A 24,491-nucleotide genomic window follows, 5' to 3' on the forward strand; every position below is an offset into this window, starting at 1 on the left:
CCAATACATTTACGTAACATTTTGTTACACAGATCTGCTAAATGTTAGCGCCTAACTGCCGTTGAACGAGCCACACTTCTCGGGCAACGGACATCCTATGAACGCTCTTATTCGACGTGCTGGTTTAGGCACAAAGCTTTCGTTGCTGACGGGCGTCAGCGTCGCAGCACTTTTTCTGCTGTTTACCTCTCTGATGAGCCACAAGGCAAGCCAGCAGCTTGAAGCGCTGGCTACTGAAGATCTGCATAGCCAGGCTACCGGCGTGGCCGATATGGTCGAAATGTTTAGCAGCAGCCTCAGCGATGAGGTCGAACGCTACACCCGCCAGTTCAGCACCTTTATCCCCCGGCCGGTCTCTCTCGATACAACGCAAACCCGCACCATTAACGGCCTCACCGTTCCCTTACTGAAGGGCGGCGAGACGGAGCTGCACGAAAATAACGCGATACCGGACGACTTCTTCCAGCGCACCGGCTCGATTGCGACCCTGTTCGTGCGCAACGGCGATAGCTTTGTGCGCGTGGCGACCTCACTGCGTAAAGAGAACGGCGAGCGTGCTATCGGTACGCAGCTCGACAGCGCCAGCCCGGCACTGGCTCCCGTCCTGCGCGGTGATATCTATCGCGGCCTCGCGCTGCTGTTTGGCAAGCGCTACATCACCCAGTATCAACCGATGAAGGACGCCAGCGGTAAAACCATTGCTATCCTGTTCGTTGGCGTAGATATCACCCGCTCCTGGGACATCATGCGTGACAAGATCCTGCAGCGTCGACTGGGCGAGAGCGGGCATTTCTTCGTTCTGAACCGCAGCGCCGGTAAAAACTATGGCACCTGGCTGTTCCACGCCCGCGAAGAGGGGCAGCGTCCGCAGTGGGGCGAGGACGCTGAGCAGCAGCTGTTGACCCTGGCCTCCGGTACGCTGGAGCGTAAAACTCAGGATGGGCGCACCATGCTGGTCTCCTGGAGTGCCCTGCCGGGCTGGAACTGGACAATTGTTGGCGAAGTCGATAAGGCCGTACTGCTGCAGGATGTGACGCGTCTGCGCAACCAATTTTTGATTGCCGGCGCGCTGGTTTCTCTGCTCTTTGCCGTGCTGTTTGTCATCATCACCCGCCGCTGGCTGACTCGCCCGCTGCGTGAGGTCACGGCCCTTGCCCAGACTTACGCCTCCGGGGATCTGCGTGCCTCCCTCACCTCAACGCGTCAGGATGAAGTGGGCCAGCTGATCCACGCTATCAACGGCATCGGTAATGGCCTGCAAAACATGGTGCAGCAGGTCCGCGAGGCAGCAGGCGATATTCACTTTGCTACCAATGCGCTGGCGGCGGACAGCAGCGAAATCAGCGATCAAATCAACAAGCAGGCGAGCAGCGTGGAGGAGACCTCTGCCAGCATGGAGCAGCTTGCCGCCACCGTACAGCAAAACGCAGCCAGCATGGAGCAGACGCAGCATCTGGTGAACGAAACCTCTCAGGCGGTGCAGAGCGGCGGGCAGACGGTAGGACGCGCGGTAGCGACCATGAGCGATATCCGCAGCGCCTCCCAGCGTATTGCGGATATCACTCAGGTGATTGAGTCCATTGCCTTCCAGACTAACATTCTCGCCCTTAACGCCGCGGTTGAGGCCGCACGCGCCGGTGAGCACGGAAAAGGCTTTGCCGTGGTGGCTCAGGAGGTTCGCGCCCTTGCGGCCCGCAGCGCCAACGCCGTAAAAGAGATCGAGACGCTGATCGATGATACCCTGCAAAAGGTCACCGAAGGGCACACGCTCTCTGAGCAGACGCGTCAGGCCATGACGTCGATCATCGACCACATGGACAATATCAACCAGTTGGTGACGGAGATTAACCACGCCTCCCGCGAGCAGTCGGCAGGGATTAACCAGGTGAACCTGGCGATGACCCACATTGGCGATGCGACCCACGTCAACGCCGAACGCGTATCCCGCAGCGAAGAGACGGCCCAGACCCTACGGGAAAAAGGCGCGCATCTGAAGCAGCTGGTGAGCCTGTTCCGCCTCTAACCTACCCCGCCCGTGGCGCGCAGCAGCAGGTCGTTCTGCACCTGAGCGCTAAGCAGCGCGCCACCGCGGGTATCCAGCATGGTTTGGCACCATGCCTGGGCGACAGGCGGTGAGGCGTAGCGCAGCATCTGCGCCCCGGCGGCCAGCAGGTAGAGCTGCTGGGTAATCTCCCGGGCCTGCGCCTCCTGCGGTCGATGTAGCCGCTGCTGCAGCCGTCGCCAGGCGCGATCGAAGTGGCGATCCTGACCCTTTACCTCGCCAAAGGAGCCGCTCAATAGATCCATCACGCCGGGCTGCTTGCCGAGCACCCGCATCACGTCCAGACACATGATATTGCCCGATCCCTCCCAGATGCTGTTAACCGGCATCTCCCGGTAGAGGCGCGGCAGCTCGTTATCCTCACAGTAGCCCGTGCCGCCGAGTACCTCCATCGCTTCGGCAACAAAAGGGATCCCCGCCTTGCACACTGCATACTTCGCCACCGGGGTAAACAGCCGCGCCCACAGCGTCTCCTGCACGCTCTTCCGGCTCTCCCAGGCCCGCGCCAGACGGAAAAGAAACGCCGTCTGCCCCTCCAGCTGCAGCGCCATGCGGGAGAGCACGTCGCGCATCAGGGGCTGATCGACCAGGTGCTTACCAAACGCCTGCCGCTGATGGGCATGGTAGAGCGCAACGGAGAAGGCCCGGCGCATCAGGCCGTGGCTGCCCAGGGCGCAGTCGAGGCGTGTCAGGCCACCCATCCTGAGGATCTGCCGGACGCCATCTCCCTCCTCTCCCAGCAGCCAGCCGGTGGCGTCTAAAAACTCCGCCTCGCTGCTGGCGTTGGAGCGGTTGCCGAGCTTATCTTTCAGGCGCTCAAGGCGCAGGGCGTTGCGCGTGCCATCGGGCAGAAAGCGCGGCACAAAGAAGCAGGAGAGTCCGCCCTTCGCCTGGGCCAGCACCAGGTGAGCATCGCTCTGCGGTACGGAGAAAAACCACTTATGTCCTACCAGCCGGTAGGCCTCGCCGCTGCCTTTGCGTTCCAGCGGCTCTGCCCGGGTGGTGTTGCTGAGCACGTCCGAGCCGCCCTGCTTCTCCGTCATCCCCATGCCGATCAACACCCCGCGCTTCTGCCCGCCGGGGGCCAGATGGGCGTCATAGCGATCGCTGAGCAGCGGTTTGCACCACTCCTGAAACGTTGCGGGTAGCCACTGCTGGAGCAGCGGCGTGGCGGCAAAGGTCATGGTGACTGGGCAGAGGGTGCCCGCCTCTACCTGGGCGTGGAGGACAAAGCGCGCCGCCCGGGCAACAAAGGCTCCGGCGCGGGCCTCCTCTTCCCAGGCGAGGTTGTGAACGCGGTTAGCGCACAGCCCCTGCATCAGCAGATGCCACGCCGGGTGAAAGCGCACGTCGTCGAGGCGCTCACCGGTGGGATCGTAGCGCAGCAGCTCCGGCGGATTAGCGTTCGCCAGCCGGCCTAACTCCAGCGACTCTGCCGTGCCAAGCTGTTGTCCAATGCTGGCCAGCAGCTCAGCGTCCCAGCCAGCGCCCTCACGGGCAACGGCGTCGCGAAGCGCGGCATCAGAGAGAAAAAGGTTGCTGTTGTTGAGCGGAATAGGTTGATTGAAAACGGTATGGGTTTGCCAGCGCATACTCTCTCCCCTGTTCAATGGCAGTGCCCTAAGTATGCACAGGGAGAATTTTACGACCGCAGCAGGGGTCACAAAAAACCACCCCGCAGGGTGGTTAGGTTAACGCTGAAGCTTAGCCGCGCTGGCGGACGGCTTCAAACAGGCAGATGCCGGTTGCAACGGAGACGTTCAGGGAGGAGACGCTGCCCGCCATCGGGATGCTGATCAGCTCATCGCAGTGCTCGCGGGTCAGGCGACGCATGCCTTCGCCCTCTGCACCCATCACCAGCGCCATCGGGCCGGTCATTTTGCTCTGGAACAGGGTATGATCCGCTTCGCCCGCGGTGCCGACGATCCAGATGTTCTCTTCCTGCAGCAGACGCATAGTGCGCGCCAGGTTGGTCACGCGGATCAGCGGCACGTTCTCTGCCGCGCCGCTGGCCACCTTTTTCGCCGTGGCGTTCAGCTGGGCCGAGCGATCTTTCGGGACGATAACCGCATGGACGCCAGCGGCGTCGGCGCTGCGCAGGCAGGCCCCGAGGTTATGCGGATCGGTCACGCCGTCGAGGATCAGGAAGAAGGGGCGATCGAGGCTGGCGATCAGATCCGGCAGATCGTTCTCCTGATACTGACGTCCCGGTTTCACCCGTGCAATGATCCCCTGGTGCACCGCGCCTTCGCTTTTTTCATCCATAAACTGGCGGCTCGCCACCTGGATAGTCACGCCCTGGGCTTCCAGAGCATGGATCAGCGACATCAGACGTTTATCTTCACGTCCTTTCAGAATATAAACGTCCTGAAAGCGCTCAGGGGCGCGTTCCAGCAGTGCCTGCACCGCGTGGATGCCATAAATCATTTCACTCATGAAGGGTACTCGATCGAGGTTAAAAGGGTCTTTCCGCCTCATTATACCCCACGAGGCCCCCCAGCGTCCCTCCCCGTTACGCGTTCACGCCCGTACGCCGCTGAAAGCCTACCCGGATGCTGGTTAAGCACAATAAAAAAATCCCCTTTACGAAGAAAGGGGATGAATAAGGTTACTCAGCGGTTTTCTTTTTTGCCGCGCGCTTTGCTTTCGTCGCGGCGGCAATTTTTTGCGTTTTCGCAGAAGGCGCTTTTGCCGCAGGCGCTTTCTCTTTCTTCACCTTCGGCTGGGTGCCGTCGGTGTTTTTTCCTTTACCCTTGCCTTTCTCGCGGCGGAACTCGCTGTCCGGCTCAAAGTTACCTTTTTTACCGACCTGGCGACGACGGCCGCTGGGTTTACCCGGCGCGCCTTTTTTAGCACGTTCGCGTTCGGTTTTGCCGACGTTGCGCGGAGCACGCTCGCTGGAGATCAGCGTAAAGTCGATCTTGCGATCGTCCATGTTTACCGCTTCGACGCGCACTTCAACGCGATCGCCCAGCCGGTAGGTCTGGCCGCTGGATTCGCCAATCAGGCGCTGACCCACCTGGTCGAAACGGTAGTAGTCGTTATCCAGCGAGGAGACGTGAACCAGGCCGTCGATAAACAGCTCGTTAAGGCGTACGAAGAAACCGAAGCCGGTGACGCTGGCAATCACACCCTGGAAGTTGCTACCCACGTGATCCTGCATGAAGTCGCACTTCAGCCAGTCGGCAACGTCGCGGGTCGCTTCGTCGGCGCGGCGTTCAGCCATCGAACAGTGCTGACCCAGCTGCAACACCGCTTCCATCGGATAGTGCCAGCCGCCCGACGGGGTGCTGTTACCCTCAAGCCCCTGCTCTTTGGCGACCAGGTACTTAATGGCGCGGTGCAGGGAGAGGTCCGGATAACGGCGGATCGGCGAGGTAAAGTGGGCATAGGATTGCAGCGCAAGACCAAAGTGGCCCCGGTTTTCCGGATCGTAGATCGCCTGCTTCATGGAGCGCAGCAGCATGGTCTGGAGCATCTCATGGTCAGGGCGATCGGCAATGGACTCCAGCAGCGCGGCGTAGTCCCCCGGCTCCGGCTTATTGCCGCCCGGCAACTCCAGACCCAGTTCGGCCAATACCGAGCGGAACGAGGTAATGGCTTCGGTGGTTGGGCGGTCGTGAATACGGAACAGCGCCGGCTCTTTCGCTTTCTCAACAAAACGGGCGGCGGAGATGTTGGCGAGTATCATGCACTCTTCAATCAGCTTATGGGCGTCGTTACGCTCGGTCAGCTCGATGCGCTCAATGCGGCGCTCGGCGTTGAAGATGAACTTCGCCTCTTCGCTCTCAAAGGAGATGCCGCCGCGCTCTTCCCGCGCCTGGTTCAGCGTTTTATAGAGGGTATGCAGCTCTTCAATGTGTTTCACCAGCGGCGCGTACTGCTCGCGCAGCTCCTGATCGCCCTCCAGCATATGCCATACCTTGGTATAGGTCAGGCGCGCGTGGGAGCTCATCACCGCTTCGTAGAATTTGTAGCCGGTCAGGCGTCCCTTGGTGGAGATGGTCATTTCGCAGACCATACAGAGACGGTCCACCTGCGGATTGAGGGAGCAGAGGCCGTTGGAGAGCACTTCCGGCAGCATCGGGACTACCTGCGACGGGAAGTAGACCGAGGTGCCGCGGCTGCGTGCTTCGTCATCCAGGGCGGTGCCCGGACGCACGTAGTAGCTTACGTCAGCAATGGCTACCCACAGGCGCCAGCCGCCGCCGCGTTTTTTCTCGCAGTAGACCGCATCGTCAAAGTCACGGGCGTCTTCGCCGTCGATAGTGACCAGAGGCAGGTTACGCAGATCGACCCGTCCGGCTTTCGCCTCTTCAGGGACCTCCTCTTTCAGGCTACTCACCTCTTGCTCAACGGCAGGCGGCCAGATGTAGGGGATCTCATGGGTGCGCAGGGCCATATCCACCGCCATGCTGGTACCCATATTTTCGCCGAGGACCTCAACGATCTTACCGATAGCTTTGGTGCGTCGCGTTGGGCGCTGGGTGAGTTCAACCACCACCACGAAGCCCATCCGCGCGCCCATAATCTCTTCCGGCGGGATAAGGATGTCGAAGCTCATGCGGCTGTCGTCCGGCACCACAAAGCCTACGCCTGCGTCGGTAAAGTAGCGACCCACGATCTGGCCGGTTTTCGGCACCAGCACGCGCACGATGCGCGCTTCACGACGGCCTTTACGATCTGCGCCAAGGGGCTGGGCCAGCACCTGGTCGCCGTGAATGCAGGTTTTCATCTGCTCGCTAGAGAGATAGAGGTCATCTTTGCGGCCTTCAACGCGCAGGAAGCCGTAGCCGTCGCGGTGGCCAATAACTATCCCCTTGAGCAGGTCAAGGCGTTCCGGCAGGGCGTAACACTGGCGGCGGGTAAAGACCAGCTGCCCGTCACGCTCCATGGCACGCAGGCGACGGCGCAGCCCTTCCAACTGCTCCTCGCCTTCAATATTCAGTTCCTGCGCCAGTTCTTCGCGGTTAGCCGGTTTTTCGCGTTTTGATAAGTGATCGAGAATGAACTCGCGGCTAGGAATAGGGTTCGCGTACTTCTCAGCTTCGCGCTCCTGGAAAGGATCATGTGACATAGCGGTTCCTCCGTTGTCAGCTCTGGCAGAGCGTTCTCTTACTCCACCATTAATAATTTATACAGCGGTTGATTCTCTTCAACCAAATCGGCCAGCGTGTAGTGATCAAGTTCCATCAGAAAACTGTTCACGGCCTTAGAGAGTGCCTGCTTCAAACGGCAGGCAGGGGTAATATGGCAAAATGCGCTGCTGCAGTTCACCAGCGTGAGCGGTTCCAGCTCACGCACGACGTCACCGATGCGGATGGTATTAGCAGGCTTGCCCAGGCGAATGCCGCCGTTTTTCCCTCGAACAGCCGCGACGTAGCCCGCCCGGCTTAGCTGGTTGATTATTTTGACCATGTGGTTGCGGGAAACCCCGTACACCGTCGTCACTTCAGAAATATTGGTCATTCGCCCTTCCGGTAGCGATGCCATATAGATCAGGGCACGCAATCCGTAATCGGTGAAACTCGTTAACTGCACATCAACCTCAGGATAAAGGGAAAAACGCGGGATACCAGTTGGTATTAACATTATTGATGATAAACCAGCCAGAGAGTAAGCAGCTAATTTATTTGAATAGAAGAAGTGAAAAGCGGGCAAGTAGGCCCGGCAAGCAGAGTGCCGCCGGGCAAAGTCACATCACATTACGCGTCAAACGGATCGCGCAGGATCATGGTTTCGGTGCGGTCAGGGCCGGTAGAGATAATATCAATCGGCACTTCGGTCAGCTCTTCGATGCGCTTGATGTAGTCCAGCGCCGCCTGCGGCAGGCCGCTGCGCTCTTTCACGCCGAAGGTCGTTTCAGACCAGCCTGGCATGGTTTCGTAGATCGGCTCGATACCTTCCCAGTCGTCAGCGGCCAGCGGCGTGGTGGTGACTTCGCGGCCGTCCGGCAGACGGTAAGCCACGCAGATTTTCACCTCTTTCAGGCCGTCCAGCACGTCCAGCTTGGTCAGGCAGAAGCCGGACAGAGAGTTGATCTGCACTGCACGACGAATCGCAACGATATCCAGCCAGCCGGTACGACGACGACGACCGGTAGTCGCGCCAAACTCGTTACCCTGTTTGCAGAGGAACTCGCCGATGTCGTCAAACAGCTCGGTTGGGAACGGACCCGCGCCTACACGGGTAGAGTAGGCTTTGATGATCCCCAGCACGTAGTCCACGTAGCGCGGACCTAGGCCGGAGCCGGTCGCCACGCCACCGGCGGTGGTGTTGGAGGAGGTCACGTACGGATAGGTACCGTGGTCGATATCCAGCAGCGTACCTTGCGCACCTTCGAACATGACGAAATCGCCACGCTTGCGCGCCTGGTCCAGCAGATCGGAAACGTCCACTACCATGCCGGTCAGGATGTCGGCAATCGCCATCACATCGTCCAGCACTTTCTGGTAGTCAACGGCGTCGGCTTTATAGAAGTTCACCAGTTGGAAGTTGTGATATTCCATCACCTCTTTCAGCTTGGTAGCAAAGGTCTCTTTGTCGAACAGATCGCCAACGCGCAGGCCGCGACGAGCCACTTTATCTTCGTAAGCCGGGCCGATACCACGACCGGTAGTACCGATCGCTTTCGCACCGCGCGCTTTTTCACGCGCCACGTCCAGCGCCACGTGATAGTCGAGGATCAGCGGGCAAGCTTCAGAGAGCAGCAGACGTTCGCGTACCGGAATACCACGCTCTTCCAGGCCTTTCATCTCTTTCATCAGCGCAGCAGGAGAGAGCACCACACCGTTACCGATGATGCTGGTCACATTGTCACGCAGAATGCCTGATGGAATAAGATGGAGGACGGTTTTTTCACCGTTGATTACGAGAGTGTGGCCTGCATTGTGACCGCCCTGATAGCGAACCACATATTTAGCACGTTCAGTAAGGAGATCGACGATCTTACCTTTGCCTTCGTCACCCCATTGGGTGCCCAGTACGACGACGTTGTTACCCATTTTTCAAAATCACCGTTTGCTTAAAAAAGGATTCTACCATCGCTTTTTCTGATAATCAGCACTTTTTGTCGGCAAATTTCGGCCAATCTGCGTGCTATTTCTCTAGCCAATCGTTTTCCTCAACATATAGTAGATCACGACCCCGGCAACCACTAATCCCCCACCGAAACGGCGTAAAATGTTATCCGGCAGCAGGGCCAGCGAGGCGATCATGCGTCGCCACAGGCGCGGATAGAGCATTGGGCCAAGCCCTTCCAGCACCAAAACTAATGCCAGCGCCAGCCAAATGGTCGAGTTCATTATGCTTCCTTCAAAAGAAAACCACCGTCTCCTGAGGATGACGGTGGTTTGAGTAGAGTAGTGACTACGGCAGACTTAGCGTGTCGCTGCGTCAGGCGTTTTCATGTAGCGGAAGAAGTCGCTGTCCGGGCTGAGAACCATCACATCCTGATTGCTCTGGAAGCTGTTCTCATAGGCGCGCAGGCTACGGATAAAGGCGTAGAAGTCCGGATCCTGGCTGAATGCATCGGCGAACAGCTTAGCCGCTTCCGCATCACCTTCACCACGCTGAATACGCCCTTCACGCTCGGCTTCTGCCAGCGTTTTGGTGACTTCGTAGTCAGACGTCGCGCGCAGTTTCTCTGCCGCTTCCTGGCCTTGTGAACGGTGACGGCGGGCAACCGCTTCACGCTCGGCGCGCATACGGTTATAAATCGCCTCAGAGACTTCGCTCGGCAGGTTGATCTGCTTGATCCGCACATCCACCACTTCGATACCCAGCGCAGCCATACTGTTCGGGTTCACAACCGGCACCTTGCCGTTGGTCTCCGCCGTGATGCGCTTGGCCGCTTTGGCAATTTCATCATCAGCGGCTGGTGTAGCCACTTCATCTTCCGTACCGGCAGAGCCCGAGTTCAGCGCATCGCGAACTTCCAGGGTCAGACGACCGCGGGAGTCGGTCACGATATCTTTTACGTCGAGACGGCCGATTTCAGAACGCAGACGGTCAGAGAACTTACGTTTCAGCAGCACTTCGGCCTGGGAGACGTCACCGCCACCGGTTGCCAGATAGTAGCGGCTGAAGTCGCTGATGCGCCATTTGATATAGGAGTCAACGATCAGGTCTTTCTTCTCTTTGGTCACAAAGCGATCGGCCTGGTTGTCCATGGTCTGGATACGCGCGTCCAGCGTTTTAACCGCCTCAATAAACGGCAGCTTAAAGTGCAGGCCTGGCGTAAAGACCAGTGGTTTGTTTTCATCGTCACGCAGCACTTTACCGAAGCGCAGCGTAATGCCGCGCTCGCCCTCTTTCACGACAAAGATTGAGGTGTAGAGCACTACCAGCACGATGATAATTATCGCAATTACAGACTTACGCATCGTTATTCCCCCTGACGCTGGTAGTCGTTACGCTGTGCGTTAGCACGGCGTTGGTCCATGATGTCACCCTGGCCAGCAGACGGTGCGTTACTGGTGCTGCTGCTGGTGTTTGACGCAGGCGGCAGGCGCAGCAGGTTATTCGCCCCGCTGGTATCACCTTTTGCCGCAGGCGCGCCGCCTTTCAGCATCTGATCTAACGGCAGAACCATCAGGTTGCCGCTCTTATCGTTAACCAGCACCTTGCGGGTGTGGCTCAGCACTTTTTCCATACTTTCGATATAGAGACGCTCACGGGTAATTTCCGGGGCCGCTTTATACTCCGGCAGGAGCTTGGCAAAGCGCGCTACTTCACCCTGCGCTTCCAGGATAGTCTGGGTCCGGTAAGCACGCGCCTCCTCAAGGATACGCTGCGCCTGACCGTTAGCACGCGGCTGAACTTCGTTGGCGTAGGCTTCCGCTTCACGAATAGACTGCTGCTCGTTCTCACGGGCGGCAATGGCATCGTCAAACGCGGCCTGCACGGCTTCCGGCGGACGGGCGGCCTGGAAGTTGACGTCCAGCAGGGTGATACCCATGTTGTACGGGCGAATCGTCTCTTCCAGCTCGCGCTGGGTATCGCTACGAATCACGGTACGGCCTTCGGTCAGGATACGGTCCATGGTGTATTTGCCGATCACGCCGCGCAGGGCGCTGTCGGTGGCTTGACGCAGGCTGTCGTCAGCGCTGGTCACGCTAAACAGGTAGCGCTCAGGATCGGTCACGCGGTACTGAACGTTCATCTCAACGCGCACTACGTTCTCGTCGGAGGTCAGCATCACCCCGGAGGCCGCCAGTTCACGAACCGACTCCACGTTGACCGCCGTCACGCTATCAATAAAGGTCGGTTTCCAGTTCAGGCCTGGCTCCACCAGATGGCTGAATTTGCCGAAACGGGTCACGACGCCGCGCTCCGCCTCTTTAATGGTGTAGAAACCGCTGGCCGCCCAGAAGATGACGAGCGCAACCGCAACGATAGTCACGATGCGTCCACCCATACGGCTGCGCGGGCCTGGCGCAGCGCCACCACCGCCCGAGCCGGTTCCTTTGCCGCCGCCAAAGCCGCCCAGTTTCTTGCTCAGCTTGCGAAAGATATCATCTAAATCAGGAGGCCCCTGATCGCGACCGCCTTTATTTCCATTTCCCCCAGAGTTGCCGCCTTGATTATTGCTGCTTCCCCACGGGTCGCGGTCTTGTCCGTTATTACCGGGCTGGTTCCACGCCATGTATGTGCTCCATATTTGTTATTCGTTATCCCCTGGAGGGGAAATGTCTTCAGGCAAGCCGCCAGGTCAGACTACGTAGTCAACCAATGCAGGTTCTTGTTTACAGAGGCGACGCCACTCAACGATCGGCATACGTACTTGCAGACCCAGACTGCCGTCCTCCTCCATCCACTCTTTTTCTATCGCCTGAAGCTGATAAAACCGGCTTCTTAACCGCCCCTCCTGCGGAGGCAGATGCAGCGTGTGCTGAGCCACCTCCCCGGAAAGACGCTCGGTTAGCGCCTGAAATAACAGTGGTACACCCGCTCCGGTTTGCGCTGACAGCCAAACCCGAATCGGTCTGTTTTCATCGTCCCTGTCGATACGCGGTTCGAACTCATCCAGCATATCGATCTTGTTCATTACCAGCAGGGTCGGGATCTCGTGAGCATCAATCTCTTCGAGCACGGTATTCACCGCATCAATATTTTCCTGCAGACGGAGGTCGGCGGCATCGATCACGTGCAGCAGCAACGTGGCCTGGCGCGTCTCCTGCAGTGTCGCCTTAAAGGCAGCAACCAGATCGTGCGGCAGGTGGCGAATAAACCCTACCGTATCGGCCAGCACGGTCTCACCAACGTCAGCAACGTCAATACGGCGCAGGGTCGGATCCAGCGTGGCAAACAGCTGGTCCGCAGCGTAGACCTGCGCTTCGGTGATCTGATTAAACAGCGTCGATTTACCGGCGTTGGTATAGCCTACCAGCGATACCGTGGGGATATCTGCTTTCGCGCGCGACCGACGCCCCTGCTCGCGCTGTTTGCTAACGCGCTCAAGGCGCGAGAGGATCAGAGTAATACGGTTGCGCAGTAAACGACGGTCGGTTTCGAGCTGGGTTTCACCCGGACCACGCAAACCGATCCCGCCCTTCTGACGCTCAAGGTGGGTCCAGCCGCGCACGAGGCGCGTCGCCAGATGGCGCAGCTGCGCCAGTTCAACCTGCAGTTTCCCCTCATGGGTACGTGCACGTTGCGCAAAAATGTCTAAAATGAGACCGGTGCGGTCGATAACACGACACTCGCACAGCCTCTCCAGGTTTCGTTCCTGGGCTGGGGTTAGGGCGTGATCAAAGAGCACAACCGATGCACCCGATGCTTTAACGGCGTCCGCTATTTCAACTGCCTTACCTTCACCAACAAAATATTTTGGGTGCGGTGCTTTACGGCTACCGGTAATCACCTGCATTGCGTCGACGCCAGCTGAAGAGACCAGGGATTCAAACTCCTGGAGATCTTCCATATCTTTGTCTTGCGAAAAATAGATGTGTACCAGCACCGCCTGCTCACCGGCATCATAACGGTCAAACAAGCGTAAACCCTCTTAGAATACCAGCGGGGAACACCTGGCTCCCCGACATGGAAAACAGCAAAAAACCTTATTCGGTCTCTTCGCTGTCCTGTTGTGATGCAGAAGAACCCTGCGCGTTGCTGCTATGGTGATAGTTACTGGTGCCGCCACCGGTGTTGTTACTGTGATGAGAAACCGGACGCGACGGGACAACAGTAGAAATTGCGTGCTTATAGACCATCTGGCTGACCGTGTTTTTCAACAGGATCACGAACTGATCGAAAGACTCAATTTGACCTTGCAGCTTAATACCATTCACCAAATAAATAGAAACCGGAACGCGTTCCCGACGCAGCGCGTTCAGAAACGGGTCTTGTAAAGATTGCCCCTTAGCCATTCTATCTTTTCCTTATATGCTTGTTTTGTACTTTGAACCCGAAGGCCCTGAAAACTGCGTAAAATTTTGCGCACGATCCGATGTAATTGTACACATTCAGTCTGCGTTAGCACCAATAACCTGTAATACTTCATTTCGCGCCTGTTCCGGCTTTTCACTGTCGAGCCAGTGAACGCCCTCCCAACCGCGAAGCCAGGTTATCTGGCGTTTCGCTAACTGTCTCGTCGCGCAAACACCTCGATAAACCATTTCCTCATATGAGATCTCGCCTTCAAGATAGGACCACATCTGGCGATATCCCACACAACGAACGGAAGGCATGTCCGTATGCAAATCTCCACGAGCAAAAAGCGCCCGCACTTCTGCTTCAAAACCTGAAGCCAACATCTGATGAAAACGCTGCTCAATTCGTTGATGGAGCAGTTCACGGCTCGCCGGGGCGATGGCGAACTGATGCACCTGATACGGCAGAGCTTCTCCTGACGTTTGCGTCAGTTCCGTTAAAGTTTTACCCGAAATGAAAAAAACTTCCAGTGCCCGGGAAAGCCTTTGCGGGTCGTTCGGATGAATTCGTGCACTCGCTAGCGGATCTATCTCTGCCAGCCGCTTGTGCAGCGCTTCCCACCCCTGCTCTGCCGCCATCTGTTCAATTTTAGCTCTTACTGCAGGATCCGCTGCAGGCAAGGGTGATAAGCCCTCCAGCAGCGCCTTAAAGTAGAGCATGGTTCCCCCGACCAACAAGGGGATCCGACCTGCGGCGGTAATCTCTGCCATCTCGGCCAGCGCGTCGCGGCGAAAATCAGCCGCGGAGTAGGACTGCGCCGGATCGAGAATATTCAGTAACCGATGGGGCGCGGCCGCCTGCTCCTGGGCGTCTGGCTTTGCCGTGCCAATATCCATCCCCTGATAAATAAGGGCAGAATCGACGCTAATCAACTCTACTGGCAAAACTTTACGCAGCGCGATGGCCAGCGCCGTTTTCCCGGAGGCGGTTGGCCCCATTAAAAAAATTGCCTTAGGCAGGCTCGCCTTAGCGGTATCAGTACTTACGTCAGTCATCTTTCAGGGCTTTCATCGCCGGGGTGATATCAACACATTGTAACAAACCGCCCGGCGGCGCGTTTACCAGATGCGGGCAAAGCCGCTCAACGTCAGTTAACAGCGCCACGGCCTGCGCGATATTCCACTGGGGACGTTCGCTGCCTAGCCGGCGGGCAATCCACTGGGCGCTCTCTGCCACGCTGAAGGTCGTCTGCTGCGCCAGGTAGCCTATCAGTTCAGGAATCAAGTTTTGTAAATTTTGTTGCCGTAAGGGTAAAGGCACTGCGCGAATGGTCACATGATGCGCATCTGACTGAAACTCAATGCCCATTTCACTCAGCATAGTGGCCGCCCGCGTTAAAACGGCCCGCTCCTCAGCCGACACCTTGAGCCGCACCGGGATCAACAGCGGCTGGCTGCACGGCGTGCCCTCCACCGGTAGCAGCTGCGCCTGCTTAAGCCAGCGTTCGGCCACCGTCAGCGACAGAACACAGAGCTGGCCTTCGCGATCCAGCAGCGCACAGTCGTCATTGACGATGGTCAGCACGCGGCCAAAGCTCTGGCTACGTGAGGCAGGCAGCGGCGCTGCGGTTTTCGGCGCGGCGGGCGCGGGTGCCGTGTCCGGCGTCTCTAACAGCTTGCGGTAGAGCGCCCCCTGCTGCTTTTGATACCCCGGCTGGGCATTCGGCCAGCCTGCGCCACCTGCGCTGCTCGATCCACTGCCCTGACTTCCCGACCCGCCGCCCTGGCTGCGCGGCTGCGCGCCGGGCTCAGCGTAGCGTGGGGCAGCCGGTTCACGCGCGGCGGGTGGCTGGGCAAACTGGTTTTTTCCAGCGGCGATACGGTTCTCCGGCACCTGACGCGGTGCGGGTTCGTCCGCCAGCGGCGCAGCGAGCTGCTGCTGCAATACGCTGGCGACGCCCTGGTAGATAAAGTCATGCACCAGCCGTGACTGGTGGAAGCGCACCTCGTGCTTAGCAGGATGGACGTTAACGTCGACCTGATGCGGATCGATCTCCAGGTAGAGCACAAACGCGGGCTGCTGATCCGCCCCCAGCTTGTCTTCACAGGCCTGGCGGATAGCATGGTTGATCAGCCGGTCACGCATCATGCGGCCGTTGACGTAGCTGTATTGGATCTCAGCCAGCGCCGCCGTGGTGGCTTTCGGATCGGCAACCCAGCCGCGCATGGCTAAATCGCCATGCTGCCACTCAATTGCCAGCGCCTGCTCCATAAACGGAAGACCGCAGATGGCCCCCAGGCGGCGTTCGCGCTGCCCTCCTGGCGGCACGGCGCGGTACTGGCGCACCATCTTACCGTTGTGGTTCAGGGTGATCGTGACGTCGAAACGCGCCAGCGCGATGCGGCGGATCACCTCATCGATATGGCCGAATTCGGTCTTTTCCGTACGCATAAACTTGCGGCGCGCAGGGGTGTTATAGAAGAGATCGAGCACTTCAAGCGTCGTGCCAGGGGGATGGGCGGCGGGCTTCACCGTGACCGCCATCTCCCGTCCTTCGGCATAGGCCTGCCAGGCCTCCGGCTGGTCGGCGGTGCGGGAAGTCAGCGTCAGTCGGGATACCGAGCTGATACTGGCCAGCGCCTCGCCGCGAAAGCCCAGGCTGACAATGGCCTCCAGATCGTCCAACGACGCAATCTTGCTGGTGGCATGACGTGCGAGGGCCAACGCCAGCTCATCTTTACCGATGCCGCTGCCGTTATCCCGAATGCGGATCAGCTTCGCCCCGCCGCGCTCAATGTCGATATCGATGCGGGTTGCGCCCGCATCAAGGCTGTTCTCAACCAGCTCTTTCACCACCGACGCAGGGCGCTCCACCACTTCGCCAGCGGCGATCTGGTTCGCTAGCTGCGGCGGCAAGACCTGAATCGGCATGAAATCTCCTTAGTTAAAAAAGCCGCTCCCCGGCGATCCGGCGCTCGCGGTCTGTGCTGCACCGCCCTGCGGCGCGGACTGCATCGGATGCGCCTGGAAGTAGCTTTGCAGCCCAGCGTAAATAGCCTCCGCCAGCTGCTGCTGATAGTCGTCGCTGTCCAGCAGGCGTTCTTCGCTGCGGTTGCTGATAAAGCCGGTCTCCACCAGCACCGACGGAATATCCGGCGAGCGCAGCACGCCAAGGCTGGCGTGTTCTGGGCGGCGCTTGTGCAGCGACCCGATACGTGACAGCTGGCTGAGCATATTGGTTGCCACATCATACCCGACGCGCTGGGAATGACCGAACTGCAAATCGAGAACCGCCTGGCTTAGGTAGGGATCGGACTGGCTGTTCGCCAGCACGTCACCCGCCCCGCCCAGCAGCTCAGACTGCTTCTCGTGCTGCTCTAACCAGCTCGCCATTTCGCTGTTGGCGCGGCGGTTAGAGAGCACCCACACCGAGGCACCGGTGGCGTCACGGTTTGGCGCGGCGTCGGCATGAATAGAGACGAGGAAATTGGCGTTTTGTTTCCGCGCCACGTCTGAGCGTCCCATTACCGAGATAAAGTAGTCCCCGTCGCGGGTCAGCACGCCCTTAAACATCGGATCGTTGTTCAGCAGCGTACGCAGCTTGCGCGCCACGGAGAGAGTGATATTTTTCTCACGCGTGCCGCCTGGGCCGATAGCGCCAGGATCCTGGCCGCCGTGTCCGGCATCAATGGCGATGATCACCTTATCACCGGAAGCAGAGCTGGCGCGCATGGCTGGACGCGTCACGGTATTGCTGCTGGTGACGCTGGTCACCCGGTCATTTTCATTTTTAAACGGGTTACGGGCAGGCTCCGCTGGCCGGGGTGCAACTGCCGGCGTCTCGACGCGTTTCGCTACAACTGGCGGCGGCGGCGGTGGCGGAGGCGGCGCGTCGGCATCAATGGTGAACACCACCTTATAGTTCGCGCCGTTCTGCTGTTTTACCGCCCGGGCTTTGCCATTTTCGGTGAGATCGACCACCAGCCGCAGCGACTGGTTATCTTTCGGCGTCCCGGAACGAATGCTTTTTACCAGATTGTTGCCGCTGAACTGCAGCGGCAGGCCCTGAATGACGCCGGTCTGTTTGATATCCAGCGCCACGCTGCGTTTGCCCTCCTGGGAAAACGCGTACTCCGGATCGCCCATAAAACTCAGCGTGATACGGGCCTGGTCATCACCATTGGAGACCTGAATATCCGACAGACTTGCGGCGGTGGCCTGCGCGCTTAGCGCGACCAGCGCAGCCAGGGCCCAGCATTTTACGCGACTGATCATCCCGTCATCCTGTAATAGTTACAAACGCGTCAGTAAAGACTCACCCGCAGAGGAGACGGCCGCAATGCGCGCCTCTCGCCCCTGGGCCTGGTATTCTAAATGGATTTCGATATCCGGATCGGGCAGCACGCCCGCCCCCTGCTGCGGCCACTCGACGAGGCAGATGGCATCGTTGGCAAAATAGTCACGAATGCCCATAAATTCCAGCTCTTCAGGATCGGCAAGGCGGTAGAGGTCAAAGTGGTACACCATCAGCTTATCGAGGGTATAGGGTTCAACCAGCGTATAGGTTGGGCTTTTTACATTCCCCTGATGGCCCAGCGCCTGCAGGAAGCCCCGGCTCAGGGTGGTTTTACCCGCGCCTAAATCACCGTACAGGTAGATGACGGTTGCGCCGTTGCAGGCCTGCGCGACGCGCTCGCCCAGCGTTAAGGTTGCCTGCTCGTCGGGCAGAGGGATCACTCGATTAATCATGGTCTACGTCAATCACATCCGGGTTAATAACACGCATCAGCGCGGAAAAAAGATCGGTTGCTAGCATCCCACGGGTGCCGTAACGCGCCGCGCGGTAGTCAGCAGCCGCACCGTGCGCCACACAGCCCACGCAGGCGGCTTCATACAGGGAAAACGACTGCCCCAGCATGGCACCAATGATGCCAGAGAGCACGTCTCCCATCCCTCCGCTGCCCATCCCGGCATTGCCGGCATCCACAATGCCGACGTCACCGTCTGTGCTGGCGACGACAGTACCCGCGCCTTTCAGCACGACAACGCCACCGTAACGTTTTACCAGACGCTGAGCAGAAAGTAAGCGATCGCTTTCAATTTCTGCCACGCTACAGTTAAGCAGACGTGCAGCTTCGCCAGGGTGCGGAGTGATAACGCGATTGTGACGTTTATCGGGATTGATTGCCAGAAGGTTCAGCGCGTCCGCATCCCACAGCATGGGTTTGCGAAAATTCTCAATTTTTTGCAGCGCTTTTTTGCCCCACGGCTGCTGGCCGAGGCCGGGACCGATCACTGCCACGTCCGCCCACTCAAGGCTCTCTTCCAGCAGCTTTTCCGTAAGCTCGTGCACCATCAGCTCCGGTCGGGCAGCGATCAGCGGGGCGATATTCTCAACGCGCGTCAGGACGCGGACCAGCCCTGCTCCTGCTCGCAGCGCCGCTTCGCCGGTCATGCGGATCGCCCCGGCGGTGCCGTGGTCGCCGCCAACAATCACCAACCGTCCATTATCGCCTTTATGGGACGTAGGACGGCGCGGCGGCAGCCACTGCGCAAGCTGCGAGGCCTCCAGACGGTGAATCGTCGGCTCCTGTGCTGACAGCCAGCCCTCCAGCCCCAGGGCGTGATGATGAAGGGTGCCGGTGACATCCCGCGCTTTTCCGGTAAGCAGGCCAGGTTTGAGGGCGATAAAGGTCACCGTATGCGCAGCGTTTATTACCGCGCCGGGGGTGGTTCCAGTCTGGGCATTCAGCCCGGAGGGAATATCCAGCGCAATAACCGGGGCGGCATGGTCATTCGCACGGGTAATAAGGTTCGCGGCCGGCTCGCGCGGGGCGTCGGTCAAACCGGTGCCCAGCAGGCCGTCGATAATCAGATCGATCTCTTCCGGCCAGGCGCTGTCCGCAGCATGGATCTCACCGGCAGCGTTCAGCCAGGCGCTACGCGCCAGCTCCGCCTCTTCCGGCAGGGGCTTATCGCTCTCCAGCGCCAGCAGTGTCACCTCTATGCCCGCCGCCTTTGCCAGCCGCGCCACCACGTAGCCGTCGCCGCCGTTATTACCGTGGCCGCAGAGGATCAGCCAGCGGCGTGATGGCGGATACGCGGCGCGCGCTACGCTAAATGCCGCCTCCCCGGCGCGCTGCATCAGTTCAAACAGCGTGATCCCCAGACTATCCGCCGCCTCTTTTTCAGCCTCGCGCAGCGCCTGCGCAGGCCAGATAGAGTGTGGTATAGTGGTACGGTTTTTATTCAGTCTACTTTTCAACGTATGGTCCGTCATGTCACAGCCCCTCGATCTCAATCAGCTAGCGCAAAACATTAAGCAGTGGGGCACCGAACTGGGGTTTCAACAGGTCGGCATTACCGATACCGATCTTAGCGCCAGCGAACCCAAACTCCAGGCATGGCTCGATAAGCAGTATCATGGCGAAATGGCATGGATGGCACGCCATGGCATGATGCGCGCCCGGCCCCACGAGCTGTTACCCGGCACGCTGCGGGTGATTAGCGTGCGCATGAACTACCTGCCAGCCAATGCCGCCTTTGCCAGCACGCTAAAAAATCCTGCGCTCGGTTACGTTAGCCGTTACGCGCTGGGCCGTGATTACCACAAGCTCCTGCGCAACCGCCTCAAAAAACTGGGTGAAACTATCCAGCAGCACTGCGTTTCGCTGAATTTTAGACCCTTTGTCGACTCCGCGCCGCTGCTTGAGCGTCCGCTGGCGGAAAAAGCGGGCCTGGGATGGACAGGTAAGCACTCACTTATTCTCAACCAGGAGGCTGGCTCATTCTTTTTCCTCGGCGAGCTGCTTATCGACCTCCCGCTACCCATCGACCAGCCGGTTGAAGAGAAGTGCGGTAAATGCGTGGCCTGCATGACCATCTGCCCGACCGGAGCAATTGTTGAGCCCTATACCGTTGACGCCCGCCGCTGCATCTCCTACCTGACGATTGAGCTGGAGGGAGCGATCCCTCCCGAGTTCCGGCCGCTGATCGGCAACCGCATCTACGGCTGCGATGACTGCCAGCTTATCTGCCCGTGGAACCGTTTTTCCCAGCTTACTGATGAAGAGGATTTTAGCCCGCGTAAGGCGCTGCACGCCCCGGAGCTGATCGCGCTGTTTGGCTGGAGCGAAGCGCATTTTCTCAAGGTCACAGAGGGATCGGCTATTCGCCGTATTGGTCATCTACGCTGGCTGCGTAATGTCGCGGTGGCGTTGGGTAATGCCCCCTGGGACGAGGCAAATATTCAGGCCCTGGAGCAACGCCGAGGTGAGCACCCACTTCTTGATGAGCACATAGAGTGGGCGATTGCGCAGCAGATTGAGAAGCGAAACGCCTGCGTGGTCGAGGTACAGCTCCCGCAGAAGTTGAGGCTGGTCAGAGTGGTTGAAAAAGGGCTGCCGCGCGACGCCTGAGCTTTCCACAGGATGTGCATAAAAATAAAAAACTATTGCGATTCAATACGGAAAAATTCGTCAAGCGATCGCATTAACATTTTGAAATAATATTTTATTTATTAAATTCATATAGTTACAAATATATTATTTACATTGTTAACATTTATGCGCAAGGAGAGGTGGTAGTACCCTTGTGGATAACTCTGTTTACAAGAATATGTCAAAACAGAAATAAAACGATGCCAGCAGGCATTTGCGCTGTGGATAATTTATTCAGAAGAGAAAATTTGGAGCGGGAAACGAGACTCGAACTCGCGACCCCGACCTTGGCAAGGTCGTGCTCTACCAACTGAGCTATTCCCGCTTAATCTTTGTCTTTCAAGCTACCTTGTTGCAGCTCGAAATCCTGTGATTAGGATGGTGCGTATCTTACGATACTTTCAAATTTTGGAGCGGGAAACGAGACTCGAACTCGCGACCCCGACCTTGGCAAGGTCGTGCTCTACCAACTGAGCTATTCCCGCTTAATCTTCGTCTTTCAAGCCGCCTTGTTGCAGCTCGAAATCCAATGAGTTGGATGGTACTGCTTGCAGCAAGTTTTGGAGCGGGAAACGAGACTCGAACTCGCGACCCCGACCTTGGCAAGGTCGTGCTCTACCAACTGAGCTATTCCCGCAAACTTGTTGCTGTCGTAACGTTAATTTCTCATCGTTACGGGAGGCGCATTATACGAGAAATCATTTTAGCTGCAACCCCCTGCAAAGCGAATTTTGCGAAATTAAGTTCAAACGCTGCAATATTCGTCACATTGCACACTTTTACATCGGATCGCATGCAACATGCCCGGCAAGCCTGTGCCGCCGGGTATGTTGCGCTTACAGCTTAATAAAATGCTCGCGATAATAAGCCAGCTCGGCCACGGACTCGCGGATATCATCCAGCGCCTGGTGCGTGTTCTGCTTTTTCAGGCCGTTGAGCACGTCCGGCTTCCAGCGACGCGCCAGCTCTTTCAGGGTGCTAACATCGAGATAACGATAGTGGAAGTAAGCTTCCAGCTCTGGCATATACTTAAACAGGAAGCGACGATCCTGACCGATGCTGTTGCCGCAAATCGGGGATTTCCCCGCCGGGACCCACTCCTTCAGGAAAGCAATGGTCGCCAGTTCGGCGGCGCGGTCGCCCTGGGTGCTGGCCTTAACCCGCTCCACCAGCCCGCTGCCGGTATGGGTGCGTACGTTCCACTCGTCCATCAGCGCCAGCTGTTCGTCGGACTGGTGCACGGCGATTACCGGGCCTTCCGCCAGAATATTTAGGTTGGCATCGGTGACCAGGGTTGCGATCTCAATAATGCGATCGCGCTCGGGATCCAGCCCGGTCATCTCAAGATCGATCCAAATCAGGTTGTTTTCATTTGCACTCATGCTATTTTCCACCCATCTCGCACGACTATAATTATCTAAATTAGCATCTATCATAGAGGTTTTGCCCATCAGGGGCGACCAGGAGTCAGTACGATTGAGTAAAAATAAACTCTCCAAAGGCCAGCAGCGCCGTGTGAAAGCAAACCACCAGCGTCGGCTTAAAACGTCTACGGAGAAGCCGGATTACGACGATAACCTGTTTGGCGAAACCGCCGAAGGGATTGTCATTAGCCGTTTTGGTATGCACGCCGACGTTGAAGCCGCCGATGGCAACGTCCACCGCTGCAACATCCGCCGTACGATCCGTTCGCTGGTCACCGGTGACCGTGTGGTCTGGCGTCCAGGCAAGGCCGCCGCTGAAGGCGTTAACGTAAAAGGCATCGTTGAGGCAGTGCACGAGCGCACGTCGGTGCTAACCCGCCCCGATTTTTACGACGGGGTAAAACCCATCGCTGCCAATATCGATCAGATCATCATTGTCTCCGCTATTCTGCCGGAGCTGTCGCCTAACATCATCGACCGCTATCTTGTGGCCTGTGAAACCCTGGACGTGGAACCGCTCATCGTGCTCAACAAGATTGACCTGCTGGACGATGAAAGCAGGGCATTTGTGGACGAGCAGATGGATGTCTATCGTAAGATTGGCTATCGCGTGCTGATGGTCTCCAGTCATACCCAGGACGGCTTGAAACCGCTGGAAGAGGCGCTGACCGATCGCATCAGTATTTTTGCCGGCCAGTCCGGCGTTGGCAAATCGAGCCTGCTGAACGCCCTGCTGGGATTACAGGAAGAGATCCTCACCAACGATGTCTCTGACAACTCGGGACTCGGCCAGCACACCACTACCGCGGCGCGGCTCTACCACTTCCCGCACGGCGGGGATGTGATCGACTCCCCTGGCGTGCGGGAGTTTGGTCTCTGGCACCTGGAGCCGGAACAAATTACCCGCGGCTTTGTCGAATTCCACGACTATCTCGGTCACTGTAAATACCGTGACTGCAAGCACGCCAACGATCCTGGCTGCGCAATCCGGGAAGCCGTTGACAGGGGCGACATTGCTGAAACCCGGTTTGAAAACTATCACCGTATTCTGGAGAGCATGGCGCAGGTAAAAACGCGTAAAAGCTTTTCTGAATCCGACGACTGACAATTAAGCTGAGCATCGCTAAAATCGTCCCCTTTTTTTAAGGGTCCGCTGCTGCGTTGCGGATCAGGAACGACCAAAATACTAGCCTGGAGGCTACCTTGTTAGACTCATTTAAACTTTCGCTTCAATACATTCTGCCTAAACTGTGGCTCACTCGCCTCGCGGGCTGGGGCGCAAGCAAACGCGGAGGATGGCTGACCAAGCTGGTCATCGATCTGTTCGTCAAATACTACAAGGTCAATATGCAGGAGGCGCAAAAGCCGGATACCGCCAGCTATCGCACCTTTAACGACTTTTTTGTTCGCCCGCTGCGCGACGAAGTCCGCCCGCTTAACACCGATCCCAACGTGCTGGTGATGCCTGCTGACGGCGTGATCAGCCAGCTGGGCCGTATCGAAAACGACAAGCTGCTGCAGGCCAAAGGCCATCACTACAGCCTTGAGGCGCTGCTGGCCGGTAACTATCTGCTGGCGGACAAGTTCCGTGACGGCAGCTTCGCGACCACCTATCTGTCGCCGCGTGACTATCACCGCGTTCACATGCCTTGCAACGGCATCCTGCGTGAGATGATCTACGTTCCAGGCGATCTCTTCTCGGTTAACCACCTCACCGCGCGCAACGTACCGAACCTGTTCGCCCGTAACGAGCGCGTTATCTGCGTGTTCGACACCGAATTCGGCCCGATGGCGCAGATTCTGGTTGGCGCGACCATCGTTGGCAGCATCGAAACCGTCTGGGCAGGCACCATCACGCCGCCGCGCGAAGGCATCATCAAACGCTGGACGTGGCCGGAAGGCGAAAGCGAAGGTGCGGTGGCGCTGCTGAAGGGCCAGGAGATGGGTCGCTTTAAGCTCGGCTCAACGGTGATTAACCTCTTCGCACCGGGCAGCGTAGCGCTGGCAGAGCATTTAGAGAGCCTGTCGGTGACTAAAATCGGCGAGCCGCTGGCTTACTCTACCGAGGCCGTTGCCCCGGACGTCACCCCTACCCCGCTGCCGCAGGAAGAGATTGACGCCGAGCACGACGCCAACCCGCTGGTAGACGACAACAAAGACCCGGTTTGATCTAACAACGGTTTACTTTCACAA

General features: G+C 58.2%; 20 protein-coding genes and 3 tRNA genes. 4 read left to right on the plus strand and 19 right to left on the minus strand.

Annotated features, from left to right (window positions below):
* Positions 1 to 97: 97 nt before the first annotated feature.
* Positions 98 to 2,023: a methyl-accepting chemotaxis protein gene (locus NR795_RS14540; protein WP_144816560.1), complete on the plus strand. Its 1,926-nt coding sequence runs from the start codon at positions 98 to 100 to the stop codon at positions 2,021 to 2,023.
* Here NR795_RS14540 and NR795_RS14545 read toward each other — a convergent pair.
* The 15 genes from NR795_RS14545 to nnr all read right to left on the minus strand — a co-directional run bounded on the left by NR795_RS14545 (position 2,020) and on the right by nnr (position 19,715).
* Complete coding sequence (locus tag NR795_RS14545; RefSeq protein ID WP_257758591.1) at positions 2,020 to 3,654, minus strand: isovaleryl-CoA dehydrogenase; 1,635 nt, start codon at positions 3,652 to 3,654, stop codon at positions 2,020 to 2,022. The genes NR795_RS14540 and NR795_RS14545 overlap by 4 nt on opposite strands.
* Positions 3,655 to 3,766: 112 nt before the next feature.
* Complete coding sequence (gene rlmB / locus NR795_RS14550) at positions 3,767 to 4,489, minus strand: 23S rRNA (guanosine(2251)-2'-O)-methyltransferase RlmB (RefSeq protein WP_172462275.1); 723 nt, start codon at positions 4,487 to 4,489, stop codon at positions 3,767 to 3,769.
* Positions 4,490 to 4,670: 181 nt separating this feature from the next.
* Positions 4,671 to 7,139: a ribonuclease R gene (gene rnr, locus NR795_RS14555; protein WP_144816564.1), complete on the minus strand. Its 2,469-nt coding sequence runs from the start codon at positions 7,137 to 7,139 to the stop codon at positions 4,671 to 4,673.
* A 38-nt stretch (positions 7,140 to 7,177) separates the two neighbouring features.
* Complete coding sequence (gene nsrR / locus NR795_RS14560; RefSeq protein WP_144816848.1) at positions 7,178 to 7,603, minus strand: nitric oxide-sensing transcriptional repressor NsrR; 426 nt, start codon at positions 7,601 to 7,603, stop codon at positions 7,178 to 7,180.
* Between the two features lie 164 nt (positions 7,604 to 7,767).
* Positions 7,768 to 9,066 (minus strand): adenylosuccinate synthase, encoded by a 1,299-nt coding sequence (locus NR795_RS14565; protein ID WP_144816567.1) that lies wholly within the window; start codon positions 9,064 to 9,066, stop codon positions 7,768 to 7,770.
* Positions 9,067 to 9,168: 102 nt separating this feature from the next.
* Positions 9,169 to 9,366 (minus strand): DUF2065 family protein, encoded by a 198-nt coding sequence (locus NR795_RS14570; protein ID WP_144816568.1) that lies wholly within the window; start codon positions 9,364 to 9,366, stop codon positions 9,169 to 9,171.
* A 75-nt stretch (positions 9,367 to 9,441) separates the two neighbouring features.
* Complete coding sequence (gene hflC, locus NR795_RS14575; protein WP_144816569.1) at positions 9,442 to 10,446, minus strand: protease modulator HflC; 1,005 nt, start codon at positions 10,444 to 10,446, stop codon at positions 9,442 to 9,444.
* 2 nt (positions 10,447 to 10,448) lie between these two features.
* A complete protein-coding gene (gene hflK, locus NR795_RS14580; RefSeq protein ID WP_144816570.1) occupies positions 10,449 to 11,708 on the minus strand; it encodes an FtsH protease activity modulator HflK in 1,260 nt (419 codons plus the stop codon).
* Positions 11,709 to 11,774: 66 nt separating this feature from the next.
* Entirely contained in the window at positions 11,775 to 13,055 is a 1,281-nt protein-coding gene (hflX, locus tag NR795_RS14585) for a ribosome rescue GTPase HflX (protein ID WP_144816571.1), read from the minus strand.
* A gap of 67 nt (positions 13,056 to 13,122) precedes the next feature.
* Positions 13,123 to 13,431, minus strand: coding sequence for an RNA chaperone Hfq (gene hfq, locus NR795_RS14590; protein WP_042388550.1), 309 nt, complete (start codon positions 13,429 to 13,431; stop codon positions 13,123 to 13,125).
* A gap of 96 nt (positions 13,432 to 13,527) precedes the next feature.
* Positions 13,528 to 14,490 (minus strand): tRNA (adenosine(37)-N6)-dimethylallyltransferase MiaA, encoded by a 963-nt coding sequence (miaA, locus tag NR795_RS14595; protein ID WP_257758592.1) that lies wholly within the window; start codon positions 14,488 to 14,490, stop codon positions 13,528 to 13,530.
* Positions 14,483 to 16,366 (minus strand): DNA mismatch repair endonuclease MutL, encoded by a 1,884-nt coding sequence (gene mutL, locus NR795_RS14600; protein WP_257758593.1) that lies wholly within the window; start codon positions 16,364 to 16,366, stop codon positions 14,483 to 14,485. The genes miaA and mutL overlap by 8 nt, the downstream gene beginning before the upstream one ends.
* Before the next feature lie 9 nt (positions 16,367 to 16,375).
* Positions 16,376 to 17,710, minus strand: coding sequence for an N-acetylmuramoyl-L-alanine amidase AmiB (gene amiB / locus NR795_RS14605; protein WP_144816574.1), 1,335 nt, complete (start codon positions 17,708 to 17,710; stop codon positions 16,376 to 16,378).
* Between the two features lie 18 nt (positions 17,711 to 17,728).
* On the minus strand, positions 17,729 to 18,184 hold the full coding sequence (tsaE, locus tag NR795_RS14610; RefSeq protein WP_238081815.1) for a tRNA (adenosine(37)-N6)-threonylcarbamoyltransferase complex ATPase subunit type 1 TsaE: 456 nt from the start codon (positions 18,182 to 18,184) through the stop codon (positions 17,729 to 17,731).
* Complete coding sequence (gene nnr / locus NR795_RS14615; RefSeq protein WP_257758594.1) at positions 18,177 to 19,715, minus strand: bifunctional ADP-dependent NAD(P)H-hydrate dehydratase/NAD(P)H-hydrate epimerase; 1,539 nt, start codon at positions 19,713 to 19,715, stop codon at positions 18,177 to 18,179. The genes tsaE and nnr overlap by 8 nt, the downstream gene beginning before the upstream one ends.
* On the opposite strand from nnr, the gene queG reads away from it, so the two are divergent.
* On the plus strand, positions 19,714 to 20,853 hold the full coding sequence (queG, locus tag NR795_RS14620; RefSeq protein ID WP_144816579.1) for a tRNA epoxyqueuosine(34) reductase QueG: 1,140 nt from the start codon (positions 19,714 to 19,716) through the stop codon (positions 20,851 to 20,853). The genes nnr and queG overlap by 2 nt on opposite strands.
* 270 nt (positions 20,854 to 21,123) lie before the next feature.
* Here queG and NR795_RS14625 read toward each other — a convergent pair.
* The 4 genes from NR795_RS14625 to orn form a co-directional block, all read right to left on the minus strand.
* Positions 21,124 to 21,199: transfer RNA gene (locus NR795_RS14625), tRNA-Gly, on the minus strand.
* Positions 21,200 to 21,283: 84 nt separating this feature from the next.
* A tRNA-Gly gene (locus NR795_RS14630) sits at positions 21,284 to 21,359 on the minus strand.
* Between the two features lie 76 nt (positions 21,360 to 21,435).
* Positions 21,436 to 21,511 (minus strand) — tRNA-Gly (locus NR795_RS14635).
* A gap of 199 nt (positions 21,512 to 21,710) precedes the next feature.
* Positions 21,711 to 22,256, minus strand: a complete 546-nt coding sequence (gene orn / locus NR795_RS14640) for an oligoribonuclease (protein ID WP_144816582.1) — start codon at positions 22,254 to 22,256, stop codon at positions 21,711 to 21,713.
* 94 nt (positions 22,257 to 22,350) lie between these two features.
* Between orn and rsgA the strand changes: the two genes are divergently transcribed.
* Both rsgA and asd read left to right on the plus strand, forming a co-directional pair.
* The gene (gene rsgA, locus NR795_RS14645; protein WP_144816584.1) at positions 22,351 to 23,403 is read left to right on the plus strand and encodes a small ribosomal subunit biogenesis GTPase RsgA; all 1,053 of its coding nucleotides are present in this window, start codon (positions 22,351 to 22,353) and stop codon (positions 23,401 to 23,403) included.
* A 98-nt stretch (positions 23,404 to 23,501) separates the two neighbouring features.
* Positions 23,502 to 24,467 carry an archaetidylserine decarboxylase gene (asd, locus tag NR795_RS14650; protein WP_222888969.1) on the plus strand — a complete coding sequence of 322 codons (966 nt, stop codon included), beginning with the start codon at positions 23,502 to 23,504 and terminating at the stop codon, positions 24,465 to 24,467.
* Positions 24,468 to 24,491 lie beyond the last annotated feature (24 nt).

Source organism: Pseudescherichia sp. L3 (assembly GCF_024656065.1).
In the GTDB taxonomy this organism is placed as follows: Bacteria; Pseudomonadota; Gammaproteobacteria; order Enterobacterales; family Enterobacteriaceae; genus Pseudescherichia.

Bases quoted from the DNA above. Each gene is read 5' to 3' on its own strand.
- orn (WP_144816582.1), bottom strand. From the start codon at position 22,256: ATGAGTGCAAATGAAAACAACCTGATTTGGATCGATCTTGAGATGACC.
- hflK (WP_144816570.1), bottom strand. From the start codon at position 11,708: ATGGCGTGGAACCAGCCCGGTAATAACGGACAAGACCGCGACCCGTGG.
- tsaE (WP_238081815.1), bottom strand. From the start codon at position 18,184: ATGATTAATCGAGTGATCCCTCTGCCCGACGAGCAGGCAACCTTAACG.
- NR795_RS14545 (WP_257758591.1), bottom strand. From the start codon at position 3,654: ATGCGCTGGCAAACCCATACCGTTTTCAATCAACCTATTCCGCTCAAC.
- rnr (WP_144816564.1), bottom strand. From the start codon at position 7,139: ATGTCACATGATCCTTTCCAGGAGCGCGAAGCTGAGAAGTACGCGAAC.
- NR795_RS14570 (WP_144816568.1), bottom strand. From the start codon at position 9,366: ATGAACTCGACCATTTGGCTGGCGCTGGCATTAGTTTTGGTGCTGGAA.
- miaA (WP_257758592.1), bottom strand. From the start codon at position 14,490: ATGACTGACGTAAGTACTGATACCGCTAAGGCGAGCCTGCCTAAGGCA.
- rlmB (WP_172462275.1), bottom strand. From the start codon at position 4,489: ATGATTTATGGCATCCACGCGGTGCAGGCACTGCTGGAACGCGCCCCT.
- hflC (WP_144816569.1), bottom strand. From the start codon at position 10,446: ATGCGTAAGTCTGTAATTGCGATAATTATCATCGTGCTGGTAGTGCTC.
- queG (WP_144816579.1), top strand. From the start codon at position 19,714: ATGTCACAGCCCCTCGATCTCAATCAGCTAGCGCAAAACATTAAGCAG.
- amiB (WP_144816574.1), bottom strand. From the start codon at position 17,710: ATGATCAGTCGCGTAAAATGCTGGGCCCTGGCTGCGCTGGTCGCGCTA.
- nnr (WP_257758594.1), bottom strand. From the start codon at position 19,715: ATGACGGACCATACGTTGAAAAGTAGACTGAATAAAAACCGTACCACT.
- mutL (WP_257758593.1), bottom strand. From the start codon at position 16,366: ATGCCGATTCAGGTCTTGCCGCCGCAGCTAGCGAACCAGATCGCCGCT.
- hfq (WP_042388550.1), bottom strand. From the start codon at position 13,431: ATGGCTAAGGGGCAATCTTTACAAGACCCGTTTCTGAACGCGCTGCGT.
- NR795_RS14565 (WP_144816567.1), bottom strand. From the start codon at position 9,066: ATGGGTAACAACGTCGTCGTACTGGGCACCCAATGGGGTGACGAAGGC.
- NR795_RS14540 (WP_144816560.1), top strand. From the start codon at position 98: ATGAACGCTCTTATTCGACGTGCTGGTTTAGGCACAAAGCTTTCGTTG.